Origin of the sequence: Actinomadura viridis (assembly GCF_015751755.1) — a bacterium.
GTDB lineage: Bacteria > Actinomycetota > Actinomycetes > Streptosporangiales > Streptosporangiaceae > Spirillospora > Spirillospora viridis.
Window position 1 is genome coordinate 3579553 of record NZ_JADOUA010000001.1, and the last position, 16687, is coordinate 3596239.

The window sequence follows — 16687 nt, forward strand, 5'->3', positions numbered from 1 at the left end:
GCGCGCGTCTGCGAGTGGAGGTCCATGGTGAACGAGATCGCCGGCCGGGTGCCGGTCGAACTGTCGGTACCGCTGCCGTCCTTCGCCGCGGAGGCCCCGCCGAGCTGGCGGCCCCTGCTGGAGACGGCGCGGCTGCTGGACCGGGCCGGAGTGGACCGCCTGCTGGTGTCCGACCACGTGGTCTTCGGGGAGAACCTGGAGGAGTACGGCCGGCCCGAGGTGGGCGGCCGGCGCGGCGGTGTGCAGCCCACCGGTCCCGACGGCCACTGGCTGGAGCCGCTGACGACCCTGTCGGTCATCGCGGGGACGACCTCCCGCGTCCGGCTGGGCACGAACATCCTCATCGCCGCCCTCCGCCGCCCCGTCGTCCTGGCCAAGACGGCGGCCACGCTGGACGTCCTCTCGGGCGGGCGCCTCGACCTCGGCGTCGGGGTCGGCTGGCAGCGCGAGGAGTACGAGGCCGCGGGCCTGCGGTTCGAGGAACGGGGCGAGCTGCTGGACCGCTCGCTGGAGATCTGCCGGACGTTCTGGCGGGACCGCCGCGCGGCGTACCGGTCCGCCGACGTCGAGTTCGAGGGCGTCCACATGATGCCCAAGCCGTTGCAGCCGGGCGGGGTCCCCATCTGGGTCAGCGGCACCGTCAACCGGCGCGTGGTGCGCCGGCTGGCCAGATTCGGGTCCGGCTGGATCCCCTGGGGGGACGCGGCCGACGACGTGGTCACGGGGATCGCGCGGATGCGGGACGCCCTGGCGGACGCGGGCGGCGACCCCGAGGGGCTGCGGGTCGCGGGCACCCTCCCGATCGCGCGGCGTGACGACCGGACCGTGGACCTCGCACCGACGATGGACGCCGTTCCGGACCTGGTCGCCGCGGGTGTCACCGACTTCCGGGCCCGGCTCCCCCTGTCGGCGGACCCGGCCGAGGCCGAAGAGGCCGCCGGCGCGCTGGTCACCGCCTTCCGCAAGGCGACCGGCCGCACCCCGCCCGGAACCTGACACCGCGCCCGCCCTGACATGGTGCTGTGCTCGTCCCGATCCGGACGATCCGAAGCAGGGCATTGCCCGCGGCCCTACCGGCGCCTAACTTGCTCAAGAGTGGTGACCTCTCGAACTCCGCGTGCACTCCGCACGGTGAAAACGTTGCTGCTCCTGGCCCTCGCCAGCCAGGTGGCGGCACTGGCGGCACTGAGTTTCCAATGGACGCTCTCGTTGCGTGGGTGCGAGCGCATAGGCACCCTTTTTGAAAAAGGGTACGGGGCGAAAACGGGCCCTGGCACCGTTGAATGCCTTTACGGCGATGATGGAAGCCGATTCACCATCGCGCTGCCGACTCTGCCTGCCGCATTGGGCGGTGTCTTGGTGGCGTCATCGCTGGGCCTCGTTCTCGCGGGTGTCTGCTACCTGGGGCAGGCTCCTGATCCTGGGGAGGAGGAACGCCGTTCAGGCCGGTGAAGGGACGAGGGTGTGCAGCTTCTCGGCGGGGGACGAGTCGCGGGTGCCGTGGCGGGGGAGCGGCGCGTTGCTGAATGGCGCCGGCCGATCACACGGCCGGCGCCGCCTTGTTCAACGTGCTCGGGGGTTCGGGCCGGTGTAGCGCAGGATCCACAGGCCCTGGTTCTTGTCGGAGATGTAGATGAAGCCGCGGCGGTCCACGACCACGTCCTCGGTCTGCACCACCAGGTCCCCTTCGGGCATCGGGCCGTACCGGCGGCTCGGCTCCGGCGGGATGAAATAGCCGACCTCCCGTGGCAGCCGTACGTTGGAGACGTCGTACACGCGGAGCCCGGCGTTGAAATGGGCGATGTAGAAGAGGTCCCCCTGCCGCTGCACGTCGGGGTGGTGCTGGTGGTGGTTGATGTTGTGCGGGCCGCTCCAGCCGCCTCGCGTGGCGAAGTCGTCATAGGGCGCCTCGTCCGGCGGCACGGGCGCCGGAAGGGTGGACAGCAGCCACGGCTCGGCCGGGTCGGAGATGTCGACGATGGACGCGTGCGGCGCCGGGCCCGCGCCGTACGACACGTCCTCGGAATTGGCGAACGCGATCCGGCGGCCGGGCACGGGCAGCACGCCGTGCACACCGAACCGGGAGTGGAACGGAGGGCTGAACGACAGCCCGCCGACCCGCCTGGGCCGCGAGACGTCGGAGATGTCCAGGACGACCATGCCCGCCCCGCCGTACGGCAGGTAGACGTGATCGCCGGCCGGATACGCCGGCCCGTGCAGCGAGACGTCCCCCGCGACGCCGCAGCAGAAGCCGTGTGCGTGCGGCCGCCGGTCGTCCACCGGCTCCTTCGCCTCCCCGTCGCGCTGTCCCGGCACCCACCACCGGCTCACCTCGCGCGGACGGGACCGGTCGGAGATGTCCAGGATCATGTAGATGTTGCCGGTGAATCCCGGGACGCCGGCGGCCAGGTGGACGTACCGGCCGCCCGGATACAGGTTGCGGTGCGTGCCCGTGCCGCCGGTGCGGAAATGGCTCAGCCGGCGGGGCCGTACGGGGTCCTCGATGTCCCAGATGTAGACGCCGTCCTCGAAGTCGGCCGAGGGATCGCCTCCGAAGTTGGGGAAGACGCTCTCCAGTGCGGTGACCATCGTGTTCCCGGACAGGTCCACCTGCAGCGTCCAGGTGTCGGCGGGCCCTTCCACGAACGCCGCCACCTCCGGCCTGCGCGGGTCGGTGACGTCCACGACGCTCCACCCGCTGTCCCAGAAGTGCCCGGTGTAGAGGTACCAGCGGTCACCGGCCCGCCGGACCGCCATCTTGAACGCGGGCCGGTGGTCGAGATCGCTGTAGCCGACCGCCTCCACGTTGCGGGCGTACGCGCCGCGCGGCGCCCGTGGCGGCCGTTCCCCGGCCGCCGCGGGCGTGGTCATGGCCTGCGCCGCCCCGAGCGCGGCGGCCCCGGTCAGCGATGCCCGCAGTGCCTGGCGGCGCCCGAACTCCTTCGGAGTCATCCCGTCCCCTTCCGACGTCTTGATCATCAAAGGGGGATCGGCATAAAGGAGATCGAAAGGCCCGGCGACCGTTCAGTCCGAACCGGCGCCGCGGTCTTCGCGCCGCATGTCCCCGGTGCCGGGGGTCCCCGCGCCAAGGCCGTAACGCAGGAGCACGGCGCCTGTGGACGAGGCGACGGGCGGCTCGAGGAGCGTCAGGTTGGCGGGCACCACACCGTCGTCGAACACCTTCTTGCCGACGCCGAGCATGAGGGGGAAGACCCACAGGTCGAGCCGGTCGAAGAGGCGCTCGCGCAGGAGGGTCTGCACCAGGTTCAGGCTTCCGATCACGTGGACGTGCTCATGCCTGTCGCGTAGCTCGCGCACGGCGCTCACCAGGTCGGGTCCCAGCCGCGTCGAGCCCGTCCAGCCGAGGTCCGGGTTGCCCCGCGAGGCGACGTATTTCGGGACGCTGTTGAACAGCGTGGCGATGCCGCCGTCGACGCCGTCGGCCTGGTTCGGCCAGAACGCGGCGAAGATGTCGTAGGTCCTGCGGCCCAGCAGCAGGGCGTCCATGCCCTCCAACCCGGCACCGACGTGCCGGCCGACCGTCTCGTCGAACACGGGCGCCTGCCAGCCCCCGAACGGGAAGCCGTCCGGGTCCTCGTCGGGGTCGCCCGGTGCCTGCCCGACCAGGTCGAGCGTCGCGAACAGGTCGATGTGGATCATGCCCATGGTGTCCTCCTCAGGTGCTTACGCAAGGTAGACGGGCGCACCCCCCTGAACTCATCGAACGATTTACCGGTGTCAGCGGCCGGTTCGCGGCCTGGCCCGGAACGCTCGGCGGTAGGCGCCGGGCGTCGTGCCCAGGGCGTTGAGGAAGCGCCTGCGGAGGTTGGTGGCCGAGGAGAGCCCGACGCGGCGGGCGATGGCGTCCAGGGGGAGGTCGGAGGACTCCAGCAGGTCCTGGGCCGTGGCGATCCGCCGGGCGAGCAGCCACTGTCCCGGGCTGGTGCCGAGCTGGTCGGCGAACCGCCGGTTGAGGGTACGGGCCGAGACGCCCGCGTGCGCGGCCATGCTCTCGATGGTCACCGGTTCGCCGAGCCTCCCGATGACCCACTCCAGCAACGGGGCGAGGGTGCCGTCGATCTGCGCGGGGTGCGGCGGCGCCGAGTACTGCAGCTGCCCGCCCTCGCGGTGGGGCGGCATGACCATGGTCCGCGCGATGTGCGCGGCGTACCGGGCGCCCTGGTCGGTACGGACCAGGTGCATGCACAGGTCGATGCCGGCCCCGGCGCCGGCGCTGGTGGCCACGTCACCGTGGTCCACGTACAGCACGTCCGGGTCGACCCGGACGTGCGGGAAGCGCGCTGCGAGCTCACCGGCCAGCGCCCAGTGGGTGGTCGCCCGCCGTCCGTCCAGCAGGCCGGCGTGCGCCAGCGCGAAGGCGCCGGAGCAGATGCTGACCACCCGCGCTCCGCGGGAGTGCGCGCGGCGCAGTGCCCGGACGACCTCGGGCGAGGGTGGTTCCCTGGCGGGTAGCCAGCCCGGGACGATCACCGTGTCCGCCCGGTCGAGCGCGTCCAGCCCGCCGGTCACGATCATGTCGTACCCGGCGTGCGTCGCGACCGGGCCGGGGCGCTCCGTGCACACGCCGAAGGCGTACCGCGTCGGGGGTCCCGCCCGCTCGATCCCGAACACCTGGGCCGCGCAGGCGAGTTCGAACGTCGATTGCGGTGGGCGGACGAGCGCCACTACTCGGTGCATGGCAGGAAAGTACTCGATGATGTCTTTCCTGACACTCGGACGGACGGCTGCAGGCCGCCAGGCTGGCCTCATGACGACAGAGCAGAACACGCCCGCCTATGTGTGGTCGGCCGTCCAGGACGCCCCGGTCCGCGAACTCTTCCCGGGCATCCGGGTGCGGCCCCTGTGGAACGGGGACGACGGCGCGAAGGCCGCCGTGCTGGAGATGGACCCGGACACGTGCTGGCAGGGGGTCGACGTCCATGAACCGGGCCCCGAGGAGGTCTTCGTGATCTCCGGCGTCTTCAACGACGGCGAACGGGACTACCCGGCCGGCACGTTCATCCACGCCGCGGCGGGTTCCTCGCACGTCCCGCAGACGGCGACGGGCTGCACGCTGTTCCTCTTCTATCCGGAAGGTTAGATCGGCTGCGCGGGCCTGGCGGACCCGGCCGCGTGACCGGAGCGGCCGGCCGCCGTACTGATGACGGGCTTCTCGCCGTCACCGGGCGTCGAGAGGGCGGGAGACGAGGCGGGGGCGGTGGCGCTCACCGGGGTCCGCCCTGCCGCCGGGGGCGGGGTCCGCTGGAGGTCGATGATCGCGGCGAGCAGGATCGCCGCCGCCCCCACCTGGGTGAGGGTCAGCGTCTGCTCCAGCCACACCAGGGCCAGGAGGGCGCCGAACAGCGGTTCGAGGGAGATGTTCACGGCCCCGACCTCCGCGCCCACGCGGGAGGTTCCCCAGGAGAACAGCAGGAAGGGCACCAGCGTCCCGAAGATGCCGACGGCCAGCGTGCCGAGCAGCTGGCCGGGGTGGTGGACCGGCCCGGGGACCCCGCCGGGCAGCTGGTGGCCGAGCCAGATCATCCCGGAGATCGCGAACGCCCAGGTGTTGGCGGTCAGGGCTCCGCAGGCGGCGACGGCCCGCCCGCCGAACGCGGAGAACCCGGCGACGGCCGCGGCGGTCAGCAGCCCGAGGCCGACCCCGGCCACATCGATCTGGTGCAGGGACGCCGATGGCAGCTCCACGACGAAGGCGACGCAGACCAAGGCGACGGTCAGGCCCAGCAGGGTGCGCACGGCCGGGAGGCGGCGCGTCGCGAGGACCCCCCAGGCGATGACGAAGGCGGGGGCGAGGTTCTGCAACACCAGGGCGACGGCCACCGGGAGGCGGCTGATGGCCAGGAAGAGCGCGGCGTTGGCCACGGTCACCGACAGCCCGAAGCCCACGATGGGGACCCAGGCCGCACGGACCCGGCCGGGCCGTGGGCGAGCCCCCGTCCTGAGCCGGTGCCAGGTCAGGATCAGAACGAGCCCGGCCAGGGAGATCCAGGTGCGGAGGGCGACGACCTCCAAGGGAGCGGCCCCGTCCTCGAAGAGGACGCCGGCCACGGTCCCGCCCAGTCCCCACAGGATCGCCGCGGTCACCACCGCGGCCAGGCCCGCGTACCTGGCGGCGCCCCCGCCGCTCCGGGCGTCCTGGATGAGGTTCCCGATCATGTCCATCCTCTCGCGAGGTCCGCTCGGTCCGGACGATGCCCACCGATCATCAGAATAACCACTAAACTGATTAGATGGTTACGAAGTCGGAGCAGCGGCGCAAGCAGCAGGACGCCCCGGGCGCGCTGGAGACGGTGCGCGCGTTCGTGAACACGAGGGACCTGGAGCTGGGCACCGACGAGGTGTCCGACGCCGGACGGCTGCGGGACTGGCTGCGGGCCCGCGATCTGCTGGACGGGACCACCGCGGTCTCGGACGGCGAGTGGCGACGGGCGGTCGAGGTCCGTGAGGCCCTGCGCGCGCTCGCGCGCCACAACACCGGGCAGGCCGCCGATCCGGACGCCTCGGAGACGCTGGATCGGCTCTCCCGCGACGCCGGCGTGCGGCTCCGGTACGCGCCGGACGGCACCTCGGCGCTGGCGCCGCGCCCCGGCGGCGGCGTACTGGAGGCGCTCGGACGCATCCTGGCGATCGTCGGCACGTCCACGCTGGACGGCACCTGGCGACGTTTCAAGGTGTGCCCGGCCGAGGACTGCCTCTGGGCCTTCTACGACCACTCGCGGAACCGTTCGGGAACCTGGTGCCAGATGTCGGAATGCGGCAACCGGGCCAAGGCGCGCACCTACCGCCGCCGCCACACGAGCTGAGGTGGGCGGACGGTCAGCGCGCGGCGTCCATGCGCCGCCGCCTGCTGCCCCGCGATTACAGGAGGGTCAGGCCGCCGATCTTCGAGCGCGCCCGGAAACGAATAAGGTTGCACTGGGTAATCAGTGAAGGGCTGATCGTCATCGCTCTGGGGTGGGCATGTGGTGGCTGACGGGGGGCTGGGAACAGCTCGGGGCGGTGGCGGCGAAGGCCACGCTGATGTACGGCACCGCGTTGCTGGCCCTGCGGCTGGGCGAGCGGCGCACCCTCGCCCAGTGGACGATGATCGATGTGGTGGCGGCGGTCGCGGTGGGGGCGATCGTCGGGCGGACCGCGGTCGCCTCGTCGCAGTCCTATGTCACCGGCGCGGTCGCGCTGGTGACGGTGGTCGCCCTGCACCGCGTCCTGAGCGTCGCCCGTTTCAACCCGGCGCTCGGCACGCTGCTGGACCATCGGATCCGGGTCCTGGTCGCGCACGGGAGGGTCCGCGACGACCAGCTACGGACCTGCGGCCTGACCCGGGACGACCTGTACGCGCAACTCCGCCAGCGCGGCGTGTTCCAGCTCTCCGACGTCCGTTTCGTCCTCTACGAGGCCAAGGGCGGGCTCACCGTCGTCCCGGAGGAGGGGCACGCCACCTCCTCGGACGGCCTCGTCCGGGAGGGACTGGAGAACGCGGCCGGGTACCGGGAGCCGGACGGCCCCGGGTGACCCCCGCCGGGCACGCCGCCACCCGCTCCCGCGGCCGGAGAGATGATCGCCGGCCCTACTTAGCCGAACATCTCCCGGACCTCGGTGGTCGCGCGCCGGCACGCTGATCACGCCGTGTCCGTCGGTGCCCGATCTGTTCACCCCTAGATCGATGTCCCTGACGCGCCCCGCCCTACCCGTCCGGCTGCGACGAAACATCCCCGCGCCGTACCTCCAGGCCCGGCGAGCGTGGCATCGACAGGCCCTACCCCGCCCGGCCCAGGTGCGCCAGCGCCTTGGTCGTGAAGGTGCGGACGAAACGGTCGGGGTCGCCCTGCCCGCGCACCAGGCGCGGGCGCAGCGTGTCCCGCTCGTCCGGGGTCAGCCCGCGCTGCTCGGCCAGCAGCAGGAAGCTCAGGGCCGCGCCCTGGCGCACCGTGTGGTGGACGTCGTCCAAGAACCGCAGCCGTTCACCGAAACCGATGTCGCCGAACCGCTCGGCGAGATGCAGCGCGGTGGAACGCACTCGGCCCTCGGGATGTTCGAGCAGCGCCGGCAGCAGGGGACGCGCCTCCGGGAGATGCCATAGGGCGTTGTGGTAGGTGTCGGCGTGCCGCACGTCAAGGGCGAGCATCCGCGCAAGCCGCTCCGCCGTCCGCCGGGCCAGCCCCCGTACGGCGGGGTCGTCCGCGGGAGGCGGGACCGGTTGGCCGGGCACGCGTTCGGCCCGCCAACGCTCCAGCCGGCCGTGAACGGATCCGTCGAAGCGCTGGAAGAAGGCGCCCAGCCCCTCGGCCGCGCCCAGGCGCACCGGCTCGGCCGGATCATCGAGCAGGCCGAACAACGACTCGGCCTCCGGGACGCCACCGGCGGTGCCCAGCGCCCGCAGCGCCGCGCCGCGCAGCCGGTCCTCCCGCGGGCCGGGCCCCAGGGCGAAGCGCCGCAGCAGATCGACGGCCTCGACCGTACCGGCCCCGCCCAGCGCCGAGGCCGCGCTGGGCCCGCACTCCGGATCGGCGAGCCAGGCGGCGGCCGGCGCCGCGGCCTCGGGGACGCGACGCGCGGCCAGCGCGCCCAGCAGGACGTTGCGCGCGAACGGCTCGGTCTCGGCCTCGAGGGCGGCCAGGAGGGCCCGGACGACCAGCGGCTCCGGGTCCCACAACCGGCGCCAGGCCGCCTCGCGCGTCTCCGGTGTGGCGCCCGCGCCGATCCCGGGGAGACCGGCCTGGGGGCTGGCCAGCATCCGCAGCCCCCGCCGCCGCACCTCCTCCGGCGCGGTACGCACCAGGTCGGCGAAGACGGCGTCGGCCTCGGGCAGCAACCGCAGCAGGGAGGCGGCGAGGGACCAGATCCGCGGGTCGGGTTCGGCGATCAGCGGCAGCAGCGACCCGGCCGGGACCGGCACCGCGTACCGCCGCAGCCAGTCCAGGACCAGCGGGCGGCTGCGCAGCTCGTTGTCCCCGATCCTCTGGACGAAACCCGCCGCCACCTCGGGCCCGGACGCGCCGATCCGGTCCAGCGCGTTGACGGCACGCCGCCGGACCTCGGCGTCGGGATCGGCGCACAGCGCCACCAGCGGCCCGGTCGGCGCCGCCTCGCCCTGCCTGCCGAGGGCCAGGGCGGCCGCCGCGCGCACCCGCGGATCCGGATCCGCCGCCAGGGCGGCCAGCTCGGTGACGTGCCCGGCCATGTGACCGAGCCCCTTGGCCGCGGCGGCGCGGCGCGCGGGATCGGCCGAGCCGATCTCACGGAGGAAGAACGTGATCTGATGACCTGCGAGCATGACCATTCCCCCCGACCGATGACTCTTGGGAGGACGCCTCAGGCGCGTGCCCGGTTGGCAACGCAGCCGGAACGAGCCGGGGAGCCCGCATAAGCGTCCCCGCCCGGGTCAGGGACCGGGCGGGGGACGGACGAGTCGTTCAGCCTCCCTGCTGAGGAGCCGCCTGGCTGGGCTGCCGCGGCCCCTGCCCCTTCGGCTCCAGCTTCGGAAGCAGGCTCTCCAGCGCCTGCTGGGTCTCCCGGCACGCCTGCGCGCAGATCCGGCAGTGCTCATGGGTGCTCGCGTGCTCCTCGCAGGAGTCGCCGCAGGTCTTGGTGGCCTGGAGGGCCGCCCGTACCTGGGCGTGGGTGAGAGCGGCGTCGTAACCGGTGTGGCGGGACAGCACGGATGCCGTCGTGGTGCAGATGTCGGCGCAGTCGAGGTTGTCCCGGATGCAGCGGGCCAGGCGCGGAAGCTCGTCCGCCGGCTCGGACAGGCAGGCGTCCGCGCAGGCCGTACAGGTCTGCGCGCAGTTGCTCAGCGCGTCGATCACCCTGGCCAGTTCCTGGTGGTCGAGCTCGATCTCCGCCGGGTACGTCTCGATCATCTGAGCCGTGTACGTCATGGCGACCTCCGTCGTGTCGTTCTCGCTCCCTTCCCTGTCTCGCGTACCCGTGCCACGGGAGTCATGCGGAGCGATGAGCCGGACCTGTGGCACGGGCACCGGTGCGTTCACCCGAACGGACCAGCGCGCTACGCTGCTGTGCCGTGCAGGAGACGCGCCTCGACACCGCCCGGATCCAGGCGGCCCGCCAGGTGATCGACCCGATCTTTCTCGACACCCCGCTGTACCGCTGCGAGGCGCTGGAGCCCGGCCTCGGATGCACGGTGAGCGTCAAGCTCGAGACGGCGAACCCGGTCCGCAGCTTCAAGGCCCGCGGCACCGAACTGATCACCAGCCTGCTCGCCGGCAACGGCTCGCGCGAGGTGGTGTGCGCCAGCGCGGGCAACCTCGGTCAAGCCCTCGCCTGGTCCGGTCGCGGCCGGGGGCTCGACGTCACCGTCGTGGCCTCCCGCTTCGCGCCCGTAGCCAAGCTCGATCGCATCCGCGCCCTGGGCGCCAGGCTGGAGCTGGTGGACGGCGACTTCGACATGGCTCGCGAGCGGGCGGCGGACATCGCGCGCCGCGACGGCGTCCGGCTGGTCGAGGACAGCCTGGACATCGAGACCTGCGAGGGGGCGGCGACCATCGGCCTGGAACTGGTGGACACCGCGCCGCCGTTCGACGCCGTCCTGATCGCTCTCGGCGGCGGCGCGCTGGCCACCGGCGTGGGTCATGTGGTGAAGGCCCTGGCGCCCGAAGTCGAGGTGATCTGCGTCCAGCCGCTGGGCGCCCCGGCGATGACGCTCTCGTGGCGCGGGCGGCGCGTCGTCACCACCGACTCGACCGACACCATCGCCGACGGCGTCGCCGGCCGGTGCCCCATCCCGGCCGTCCTGGACGACCTCCTCCTGGTCGCCGACGACGCCGTCCTGGTCCAGGAGGCGTCGATCAAGGCCGGTATGCGGATGCTCCTCGACCACGCCGGCCTCGTCGTCGAACCGTCGGCCGCGCTCGGCGTCGCGGCGATCCTCGAAGACCGCGACCGCTTCGCCGGCCGGCACGTGGTCACCATCGTGTGCGGCAGCAACGTCGACCTGGACGCCTACCACCGCTGGGTCGGTGCGGCCCCCGTCCACGGTTCCTGACAACCGCAGCACTGCGGAACGCTGTAGAGCCGATCCGTTCAGGCCAGGTCGTACCGGCCAACGCGGAGAAGCCCGCATGACCGCCGCCTGTCGATTTCACCCGGCACCGTTCGTGTAGGAGGTGAGAGGAAGGAGCAGTGCCATGCGGAAACTGACAGCCGTTGAGTTCCTGTCCGTGGACGGCGTCATGCAGGGGTACGGATCACCCGGCGAGGACACCTCGGGCGGGTTCAGGCACGGAGGCTGGGCGGCCCACTTCGCAGCCGACGACGAACTCATGGCGGCCAACGCCGAGGGACTGTCGGCCACGGGCGCCTACCTGTTCGGGCGCAGGACGTACGAGAAGATGGCCGCGTTCTGGCCGACCGGGCCGAGCGACGTCCCGTTCACCTCGCACCTCAACAACACCCCCAAGTACGTGGCCTCGACCACACTGCGGGAGGTGACCTGGCAGAAGACGTTCCTGCTCGAAGGCGACGTCCCGGAGGCCGTCACGAAGCTCAAGCACCAGGAGGGCGGGGACATCGTGATCCTGGGCAGCGGCATGCTCGTACGGACCCTCATGGGCCACGACCTGGTCGACCGGTTCACCCTGCTCGTGCACCCGCTCCTGCTGGGCAGCGGCAAACGCCTGTTCCCCGACGACCAGGAGATGAGGAGGCTTCGGCTCATCGACTCCCGAACGACGCGCAAGGGCACCGTCGTCCTCGGCTACCAACCCGCCTGAGGACGCCGGAACGAGTGCCTCGCCTGGTTCTCCCGCCTGCTTACGGCAGGTGGGAGAACCCTGCCCGCGAACCGCCGGTGCCGGTCACGTGCAGGTCGCTCGCCCTCTGATGCGCAGCGCCCACCCGCCCACGCCGCACTGCGGCGCCTCATCACGACCCAATGCTGATCAACCGCGGTAGAGGCGGCTGCCGCTGCTTGGAGCGGCACCTTGACCTCAAGCATGGTTGAGATTGGATGCTTGGGTTCCATGCGGCGAACGTAAGGGGTGGGCGGTATGCGGGTCGTTCAGGTGCTGCGATTCGGGGATCCGGAGGTGCTGGTGCCCGGTGAGGTGCCGGAGCCGGTGGCTGGGGCGGGCCAGGTCGTGGTCGATGTGGCGGTGGCCGGGGTGACATTCGTCGAGACTCAGATCCGGCGTGGTGTCGACAAGTGGCATGCGAGGCCGTCGTTGCCGTATGTGCCGGGCGGTCTGGTGGCCGGTCATGTGAGTTCGGTCGGGGCGCGAGTGGATCCGGCTTGGCTTGGACGCCGGGTCATCGCCGGTACCGGGGAGACCGGCGGGTTCGCCGAGCGTGCCGTGGCCGAGGTCCAGGAACTGTTTCCGGTTCCGGACGGACTGGGCCTGCCGGAGGCCGTCGCCCTGCACAGCGATGGCAGCACGGCGCAGGGCCTAATCGAGAGGGCCGGCATCGGCTCCGGGGACTGGGTGCTGGTTGAGGCGGCGGCCGGTGGCGTCGGCAGCCTGCTGGTCCAGCTCGCCCGTCTGGAGGGCGCTCGGGTCGTCGGAGTCGCCCGCGGAGCGCGGAAGCTCGACCTGATCCGGGACCTGGGCGCCGACGCCGCGGTCGACTACTCCGAGCCCGCCTGGACCAAGCAGGTGCTCGAAGTGACCGGTGGTGCGGGACCGGACGTGGTGTTCGACGGCGTCGGCGGACAGATCGGGCGGGCCGCATTCGAGGTGACGGCCCGCGGTGGCCGGTTCTCGGTGCACGGTGCCTCCAGCGGCGAGGTGACACTCGTCGACTCTGCGGAGGCCCGGCTCAAGGGCGTGGACGTGATCGGCATCGAGCAGCTCTTCGAATTCGGGCCGAACGTAGGGCGGTGGGCGGAGCAGATGATGTCCAAGGCCGCAGCCGGGCTCGTCCGGCCAGTCATCGGGCAGACCTTCCCGTTGGAACGCGCCGCCGACGCGCACGCCGCGATCGAGAATCGCACCGCCCTAGGGAAGACCCTGCTGCTTATCTAACGGACCCCGTGCCAAGAGCACCCGGGCGGCGGCTGTAAGAGGCTGACTTGGCCTGCTCGTAGGCGCCTCATTGCTGTTGTGCGTTCGAAGCATGCGACCACAGGGCAGGGAAGCCTGACCTGCCCAGTCAAAGGGCGCGGAACCGCCTTGCCCTGTGGCCTTCTACCGTCCTGGTGGTGTGGCCTTGTCAGGCGGGTCGTACCGCCCGTCCTTGATGTGGCGGGTGAGTGCTTTCCAGTGGTTGTCCGGCAGGAGGAGTACGGGTCCGTCGGGGTTCTTAGAGTCGCGTATGCCGATGGCGGGTGTGAGTCCGGCGACTTCCACGCATTCACCACCGGTGTTGGTGCTGTGGCTGCTCTTGCGCCACTGGGGGGACGCGTTCGGCCTGCTCATAGGCACCTCATCGTCTGGGCTGGCTGACTGCCGGGGGATCGCTGCGACCTCGATGCATTCACCACCGGTGTCACCGCTGTGGCTGCTCTTGTGCCATCGAAGAAGTGCGGCATTTGGCCTGCTCATGGCACCTCATCACTGCTGTGCGTCTGAAGCATGGGACCACAAGGCAAGGGAACCTGAACTTTCCCGTCAAAGTGCGGGAGGCTGCCTTGCCCTGTGGCCTTCGACCGTCCTGGTGGTGTGGCCTTGTCAAGCCGGGTCGTACCGCCCGTCCTTGATGTGGCGGGTGAGTGCTTTCCAGTGGTTGTCCGGCAGGAGGAGTACGGGGCCGTCGGGGTTCTTGGAGTCGCGTATGCCGATGGCGGGCCTGAGCTCGGCGACCTCGACGCATTCGCCGCCGGTATCGGTGCTGTGACTGCTCTTGCGCCACTGGGGGGACACATTCGGCCTGGTCATAGGCCCTCCACTATCACGTGTAGCAGCTCCAGGGATTGGTCTGCGGAGAGAGCCGTACCCCTGATCAAGTTGTAGCGTAGCGCGTACTGATGGACCTCAACCGGCCGGTCCACGAACTGGCCGGCGGTGTGGCCTTCTACATAGACGACTTCGGGGTCTCGTATGAAACCCAGAATGGTGAAGGCGCCTGGCAGTCCGGCATATGCGCCTGTGGTACTTGGGACCACCTGCAAGGTGATCCTGGGGTCCTCGGCACGCATGATCAGGTGGAGGAGTTGCTCCTTCATGATCGATGGGCCACCGATGGGGCGGCGGAGCACTCCTTCGTCCACGATCAAGACGATCTGTGAGAGACCCGGGCGGTTGAAGATCTCCTGGCGTTCCATTCGGGTCTTGACGAGGTCTTCGGTTTCTTGGGAAGTGCGTCCGGCTTTCAGGACCTCGGTGGCGTACGCGGGCGTCTGGAACAGGCCGTGCACGACCATGGGGCGAAGATCTGCATGACGGACGCCTCGGCCTCGCGCTTGACGAAGGCGGGGAAGCCTGGTGGCAGGGCCAGGTGCTTGCCCTCTCGCTTGATCTCCTGCCAGATGAGGTGGAACGTGCGCCCTGGCGTCTTGAAGTAGGTGTCCAGGTCATCCGAGGTTTCCTCGGAGGGCGGCTTCTGTCCGGTCTCTACTTTTTCGATCCACTGCGGGGAGCACCCGAGGGCCTCGGCCAGTTTCGCGCGGGACAGTTTCGCTTCGTCGCGGTAGCCGCGCAGGACGGCGGCGTAGGCCCTGATGAGCGGGTCACGGGTGAAGTCGCCTGATTCGTCGGACATGGCAGATCTGTCCTCCGTTCGATGGCCATTGATCTTGGTGTGTGGCCGGACGGGACGTGGGGGGTGATCGGGGTGTCACTGATATGTGGCAGAGCGTAACTCGTCGCAGAAAGCTGGTCGCACGAAATCGGCGGACGAGCGGAATGTGAGGCCAGTTCCCTGATGCACGCGCGACCAGTTTCTGACGATCAAATACTCGCCCGGCTGCGGGCCGAATTCACCGGGCATCGGATCTGGAGGGCGGCCCGGGGGGACGGGCTCCTCGGTGACTGGGTGGCCACCCTGCACGACCCGATGGCGGGCGTCGATCCGACGGTCGTGTGCGACACCGCCCGGGAATTGCGGGAGGCGCTGATCCGGGAACGGTTCCGCGCCGTCGCCAAGGGGCGGTGATGGCCGGCCGAAGGGCGCGTCATCGCAGGGTGGCGCGGACGGTCAAGGCAGGGCAGGGGGACGGGCGGCCTCGTTCGGTGCGTGCCTCTGAGGCGGAGGTGTGCCTGTGGCGGCTGGAAGGTGCCCTGGCGGCCAGGGGATGGGCGAGCGCGTCGATCGGGGGGTCGCCTCCGGCGCTGCGCGTCTTCGACGCTCGCGTTCCCGGGCTCGGCGAGACCGTCGCGGTGGTTCCCGCGCCGAGTGCCATGGGGGCCGCCGTGGCGTGGTTCCGCTCGTCCGCGGGGGTGCTGCTGGGGCCGTGCGACGACCCGGAGCGGGCGGCCGAGAGCGTCCATCTGCTGCTGGCGCCGTGGGGCGCCCGAGCCCTGGCCGGACGGGGTTGATCGGGAATATGCGCAGGTCGCGAGGGGTGACGTACCCTTCGGCGCCTACGGCGGGCGGGTCCAGGGACGGGGTTTTCGGACACGTGGTGCCGGTGGTGCCAGAGGGACGGATCGGGGCAGGTCGGGGGGCTGGACGGCGGGCGTTGCTCAGATGAGCAAACCATTACGCATATGTTGCGGCCCCCTGAACAGCGCTTTTACGGTGTGACCCCAACCACAGACCCGGGGAGGGTTCATGCGAAGGATGTTCCTGGTCGGGGCGGTGACGGCGATCGTCACGGCCGCGTCGGCCTGCTCGGTGTCCACCGGGCCCGCCGGCTCCTCGTCGGACAAGGGCGACAAGGACGGGCAGGTCGTGATCGGCTTCAGCCAGGTCACCCAGCAGTCGCCCTTCTACGTCCAGCTGAAGAACGGGGCGCAGCAGGCCGCGGACAAGGCGGGGGCCAAGCTGCTGTTCGCGGACGCCAACGGCGACGTGACCAAGCAGAACAACGACATCCAGGACCTCGTCACCCGCGGGGTGGACGTCCTCCTGATCAACCCGGTCGACCCCAAGGGCGTCGCCCCCGGCCTGGCGGCGGCCAAGGCCGCCAAGATCCCCGTCATCACCGTCGACCGGCCCGTGCCCTCGGGCGCGACGTCCCACGTCGGCCGCGACAACGTGAAGATGGGCAGGCTGGTCGGCGAGCGGGTCGCCAAGGCGCTCGGCCCGGCCGGCGGCAAGGTCATCGAGATCCAGGGCGACGCCGGCGGCGCGGTGGCCCGCGACCGGAGCAAGGGCTTCGGCGAGGGCGTGGCGTCCAACTCCAAGATCCGTGTCGTCAAGGGCCCCTACAGCGACTACATCCGGGCCAAGGCCGTGACCGCCATGCAGGACCTCCTCCAGGCCAACCCCGACGTCAAGGCCGTGTACGCGCACAACGACGACATGGCGGTCGGCGCGCTGCAGGTGCTGCGCGAGAACCGGCGCACCGACGTCAAGGTCGCCGGTGTCGACGGCCTCATGGAGGCGGTGAAGGCGATCCCGTCCGGGCAGTACGTCGCGACCGCGCTCAACGACCCGATCGGCATGGGACAGCTGGCCGCGGACACCGCGATCAAGGCGGAGCGCGGCGAGCAGGTGGCCCAGTACGTCGACGCCGGGACCGGGCTGGTCGACCCGGAGAACGCGGCGCAGTACGCGGGCGACTCGGTGTTCGCCCGCGCCTCCTCCTCCTGATCCCTCCCGAGAAAGAAGC

Annotated in this window: 21 protein-coding genes; 11 read left to right on the plus strand and 10 right to left on the minus strand. The window is 71.1% G+C overall.

Features of this window, described 5'->3' with window-relative positions:
• The first annotated feature begins 24 nt into the window (after positions 1 to 24).
• Both IW256_RS16140 and IW256_RS16145 read left to right on the plus strand, forming a co-directional pair.
• Positions 25 to 996, plus strand: coding sequence for a TIGR03619 family F420-dependent LLM class oxidoreductase (locus tag IW256_RS16140; protein ID WP_197011764.1), 972 nt, complete (start codon positions 25 to 27; stop codon positions 994 to 996).
• 135 nt (positions 997 to 1131) lie between these two features.
• Positions 1132 to 1452 (plus strand): hypothetical protein, encoded by a 321-nt coding sequence (locus IW256_RS16145; protein WP_197011765.1) that lies wholly within the window; start codon positions 1132 to 1134, stop codon positions 1450 to 1452.
• A 111-nt stretch (positions 1453 to 1563) separates the two neighbouring features.
• On the opposite strand, the gene IW256_RS16150 is transcribed toward IW256_RS16145, so the two are convergent.
• From IW256_RS16150 to IW256_RS16160, 3 genes are all read right to left on the minus strand, one after another.
• Positions 1564 to 2952, minus strand: coding sequence for an LVIVD repeat-containing protein (locus IW256_RS16150; protein WP_197011766.1), 1389 nt, complete (start codon positions 2950 to 2952; stop codon positions 1564 to 1566).
• Positions 2953 to 3024: 72 nt separating this feature from the next.
• Positions 3025 to 3666: a dihydrofolate reductase family protein gene (locus IW256_RS16155; RefSeq protein WP_197011767.1), complete on the minus strand. Its 642-nt coding sequence runs from the start codon at positions 3664 to 3666 to the stop codon at positions 3025 to 3027.
• A 72-nt stretch (positions 3667 to 3738) separates the two neighbouring features.
• Complete coding sequence (locus IW256_RS16160) at positions 3739 to 4698, minus strand: GlxA family transcriptional regulator (RefSeq protein ID WP_197011768.1); 960 nt, start codon at positions 4696 to 4698, stop codon at positions 3739 to 3741.
• Between the two features lie 70 nt (positions 4699 to 4768).
• On the opposite strand from IW256_RS16160, the gene IW256_RS16165 reads away from it, so the two are divergent.
• Entirely contained in the window at positions 4769 to 5101 is a 333-nt protein-coding gene (locus tag IW256_RS16165) for a cupin domain-containing protein (protein WP_197011769.1), read from the plus strand.
• Here IW256_RS16165 and IW256_RS16170 read toward each other — a convergent pair.
• Positions 5098 to 6177, minus strand: a complete 1080-nt coding sequence (locus tag IW256_RS16170) for an EamA family transporter (RefSeq protein WP_197011770.1) — start codon at positions 6175 to 6177, stop codon at positions 5098 to 5100. The genes IW256_RS16165 and IW256_RS16170 overlap by 4 nt on opposite strands.
• 74 nt (positions 6178 to 6251) lie before the next feature.
• Here IW256_RS16170 and IW256_RS16175 point away from each other — a divergent pair, with 74 nt between their 5' ends.
• The gene (locus IW256_RS16175; protein WP_197011771.1) at positions 6252 to 6824 is read left to right on the plus strand and encodes a CGNR zinc finger domain-containing protein; all 573 of its coding nucleotides are present in this window, start codon (positions 6252 to 6254) and stop codon (positions 6822 to 6824) included.
• A 157-nt stretch (positions 6825 to 6981) separates the two neighbouring features.
• Positions 6982 to 7533: a DUF421 domain-containing protein gene (locus IW256_RS16180; RefSeq protein ID WP_197011772.1), complete on the plus strand. Its 552-nt coding sequence runs from the start codon at positions 6982 to 6984 to the stop codon at positions 7531 to 7533.
• A 244-nt stretch (positions 7534 to 7777) separates the two neighbouring features.
• On the opposite strand, the gene IW256_RS16185 is transcribed toward IW256_RS16180, so the two are convergent.
• Positions 7778 to 9295, minus strand: a complete 1518-nt coding sequence (locus IW256_RS16185) for a HEAT repeat domain-containing protein (protein ID WP_197011773.1) — start codon at positions 9293 to 9295, stop codon at positions 7778 to 7780.
• Positions 9296 to 9434: 139 nt separating this feature from the next.
• On the minus strand, positions 9435 to 9899 hold the full coding sequence (locus IW256_RS16190; RefSeq protein WP_231403809.1) for a four-helix bundle copper-binding protein: 465 nt from the start codon (positions 9897 to 9899) through the stop codon (positions 9435 to 9437).
• Between the two features lie 143 nt (positions 9900 to 10042).
• Between IW256_RS16190 and IW256_RS16195 the strand changes: the two genes are divergently transcribed.
• The 3 genes from IW256_RS16195 (at position 10043) to IW256_RS16205 (ending at position 12998) form a co-directional block, all read left to right on the plus strand.
• Positions 10043 to 11023 carry a threonine ammonia-lyase gene (locus IW256_RS16195; RefSeq protein ID WP_197011774.1) on the plus strand — a complete coding sequence of 327 codons (981 nt, stop codon included), beginning with the start codon at positions 10043 to 10045 and terminating at the stop codon, positions 11021 to 11023.
• Between the two features lie 142 nt (positions 11024 to 11165).
• Entirely contained in the window at positions 11166 to 11750 is a 585-nt protein-coding gene (locus IW256_RS16200) for a dihydrofolate reductase family protein (protein ID WP_197011775.1), read from the plus strand.
• 276 nt (positions 11751 to 12026) lie between these two features.
• Positions 12027 to 12998, plus strand: coding sequence for a zinc-binding dehydrogenase (locus IW256_RS16205; RefSeq protein ID WP_197011776.1), 972 nt, complete (start codon positions 12027 to 12029; stop codon positions 12996 to 12998).
• A gap of 162 nt (positions 12999 to 13160) precedes the next feature.
• Here IW256_RS16205 and IW256_RS43095 read toward each other — a convergent pair whose 3' ends face one another.
• The 4 genes from IW256_RS43095 to IW256_RS16225 form a co-directional block, all read right to left on the minus strand.
• Positions 13161 to 13517, minus strand: coding sequence for a DUF397 domain-containing protein (locus IW256_RS43095; RefSeq protein ID WP_197011777.1), 357 nt, complete (start codon positions 13515 to 13517; stop codon positions 13161 to 13163).
• Positions 13518 to 13643: 126 nt separating this feature from the next.
• The gene (locus IW256_RS16215) at positions 13644 to 13850 is read right to left on the minus strand and encodes a DUF397 domain-containing protein (protein ID WP_197011778.1); all 207 of its coding nucleotides are present in this window, start codon (positions 13848 to 13850) and stop codon (positions 13644 to 13646) included.
• Complete coding sequence (locus IW256_RS16220) at positions 13847 to 14335, minus strand: DUF5753 domain-containing protein (protein WP_197011779.1); 489 nt, start codon at positions 14333 to 14335, stop codon at positions 13847 to 13849. The genes IW256_RS16215 and IW256_RS16220 overlap by 4 nt, the downstream gene beginning before the upstream one ends.
• Positions 14284 to 14673, minus strand: a complete 390-nt coding sequence (locus IW256_RS16225; protein WP_197011780.1) for a helix-turn-helix domain-containing protein — start codon at positions 14671 to 14673, stop codon at positions 14284 to 14286. The genes IW256_RS16220 and IW256_RS16225 overlap by 52 nt, the downstream gene beginning before the upstream one ends.
• 162 nt (positions 14674 to 14835) lie before the next feature.
• Between IW256_RS16225 and IW256_RS16230 the strand changes: the two genes are divergently transcribed.
• From IW256_RS16230 to IW256_RS16240, 3 genes are all read left to right on the plus strand, one after another.
• Positions 14836 to 15066 carry a hypothetical protein gene (locus tag IW256_RS16230; RefSeq protein WP_197011781.1) on the plus strand — a complete coding sequence of 77 codons (231 nt, stop codon included), beginning with the start codon at positions 14836 to 14838 and terminating at the stop codon, positions 15064 to 15066.
• Between the two features lie 77 nt (positions 15067 to 15143).
• Positions 15144 to 15449, plus strand: a complete 306-nt coding sequence (locus IW256_RS16235; RefSeq protein ID WP_197011782.1) for a hypothetical protein — start codon at positions 15144 to 15146, stop codon at positions 15447 to 15449.
• 235 nt (positions 15450 to 15684) lie between these two features.
• Entirely contained in the window at positions 15685 to 16668 is a 984-nt protein-coding gene (locus IW256_RS16240) for a substrate-binding domain-containing protein (RefSeq protein WP_197011783.1), read from the plus strand.
• Positions 16669 to 16687 lie beyond the last annotated feature (19 nt).

Coding starts and splice junctions, on each gene's coding strand:
- IW256_RS16140 (WP_197011764.1), top strand. CDS start 25: ATGGTGAACGAGATCGCCGGCCGGGTGCCGGTCGAACTGTCGGTACCG.
- IW256_RS16150 (WP_197011766.1), bottom strand. CDS start 2,952: ATGACTCCGAAGGAGTTCGGGCGCCGCCAGGCACTGCGGGCATCGCTG.
- IW256_RS16155 (WP_197011767.1), bottom strand. CDS start 3,666: ATGGGCATGATCCACATCGACCTGTTCGCGACGCTCGACCTGGTCGGG.
- IW256_RS16160 (WP_197011768.1), bottom strand. CDS start 4,698: ATGCACCGAGTAGTGGCGCTCGTCCGCCCACCGCAATCGACGTTCGAA.
- IW256_RS16165 (WP_197011769.1), top strand. CDS start 4,769: ATGACGACAGAGCAGAACACGCCCGCCTATGTGTGGTCGGCCGTCCAG.
- IW256_RS16170 (WP_197011770.1), bottom strand. CDS start 6,177: ATGATCGGGAACCTCATCCAGGACGCCCGGAGCGGCGGGGGCGCCGCC.
- IW256_RS16175 (WP_197011771.1), top strand. CDS start 6,252: ATGGTTACGAAGTCGGAGCAGCGGCGCAAGCAGCAGGACGCCCCGGGC.
- IW256_RS16180 (WP_197011772.1), top strand. CDS start 6,982: ATGTGGTGGCTGACGGGGGGCTGGGAACAGCTCGGGGCGGTGGCGGCG.
- IW256_RS16185 (WP_197011773.1), bottom strand. CDS start 9,295: ATGCTCGCAGGTCATCAGATCACGTTCTTCCTCCGTGAGATCGGCTCG.
- IW256_RS16190 (WP_231403809.1), bottom strand. CDS start 9,899: ATGACGTACACGGCTCAGATGATCGAGACGTACCCGGCGGAGATCGAG.
- IW256_RS16200 (WP_197011775.1), top strand. CDS start 11,166: ATGCGGAAACTGACAGCCGTTGAGTTCCTGTCCGTGGACGGCGTCATG.
- IW256_RS16205 (WP_197011776.1), top strand. CDS start 12,027: ATGCGGGTCGTTCAGGTGCTGCGATTCGGGGATCCGGAGGTGCTGGTG.
- IW256_RS43095 (WP_197011777.1), bottom strand. CDS start 13,517: ATGAGCAGGCCAAATGCCGCACTTCTTCGATGGCACAAGAGCAGCCAC.
- IW256_RS16215 (WP_197011778.1), bottom strand. CDS start 13,850: ATGACCAGGCCGAATGTGTCCCCCCAGTGGCGCAAGAGCAGTCACAGC.
- IW256_RS16220 (WP_197011779.1), bottom strand. CDS start 14,335: ATGGTCGTGCACGGCCTGTTCCAGACGCCCGCGTACGCCACCGAGGTC.
- IW256_RS16225 (WP_197011780.1), bottom strand. CDS start 14,673: ATGTCCGACGAATCAGGCGACTTCACCCGTGACCCGCTCATCAGGGCC.
- IW256_RS16230 (WP_197011781.1), top strand. CDS start 14,836: ATGCACGCGCGACCAGTTTCTGACGATCAAATACTCGCCCGGCTGCGG.
- IW256_RS16240 (WP_197011783.1), top strand. CDS start 15,685: ATGCGAAGGATGTTCCTGGTCGGGGCGGTGACGGCGATCGTCACGGCC.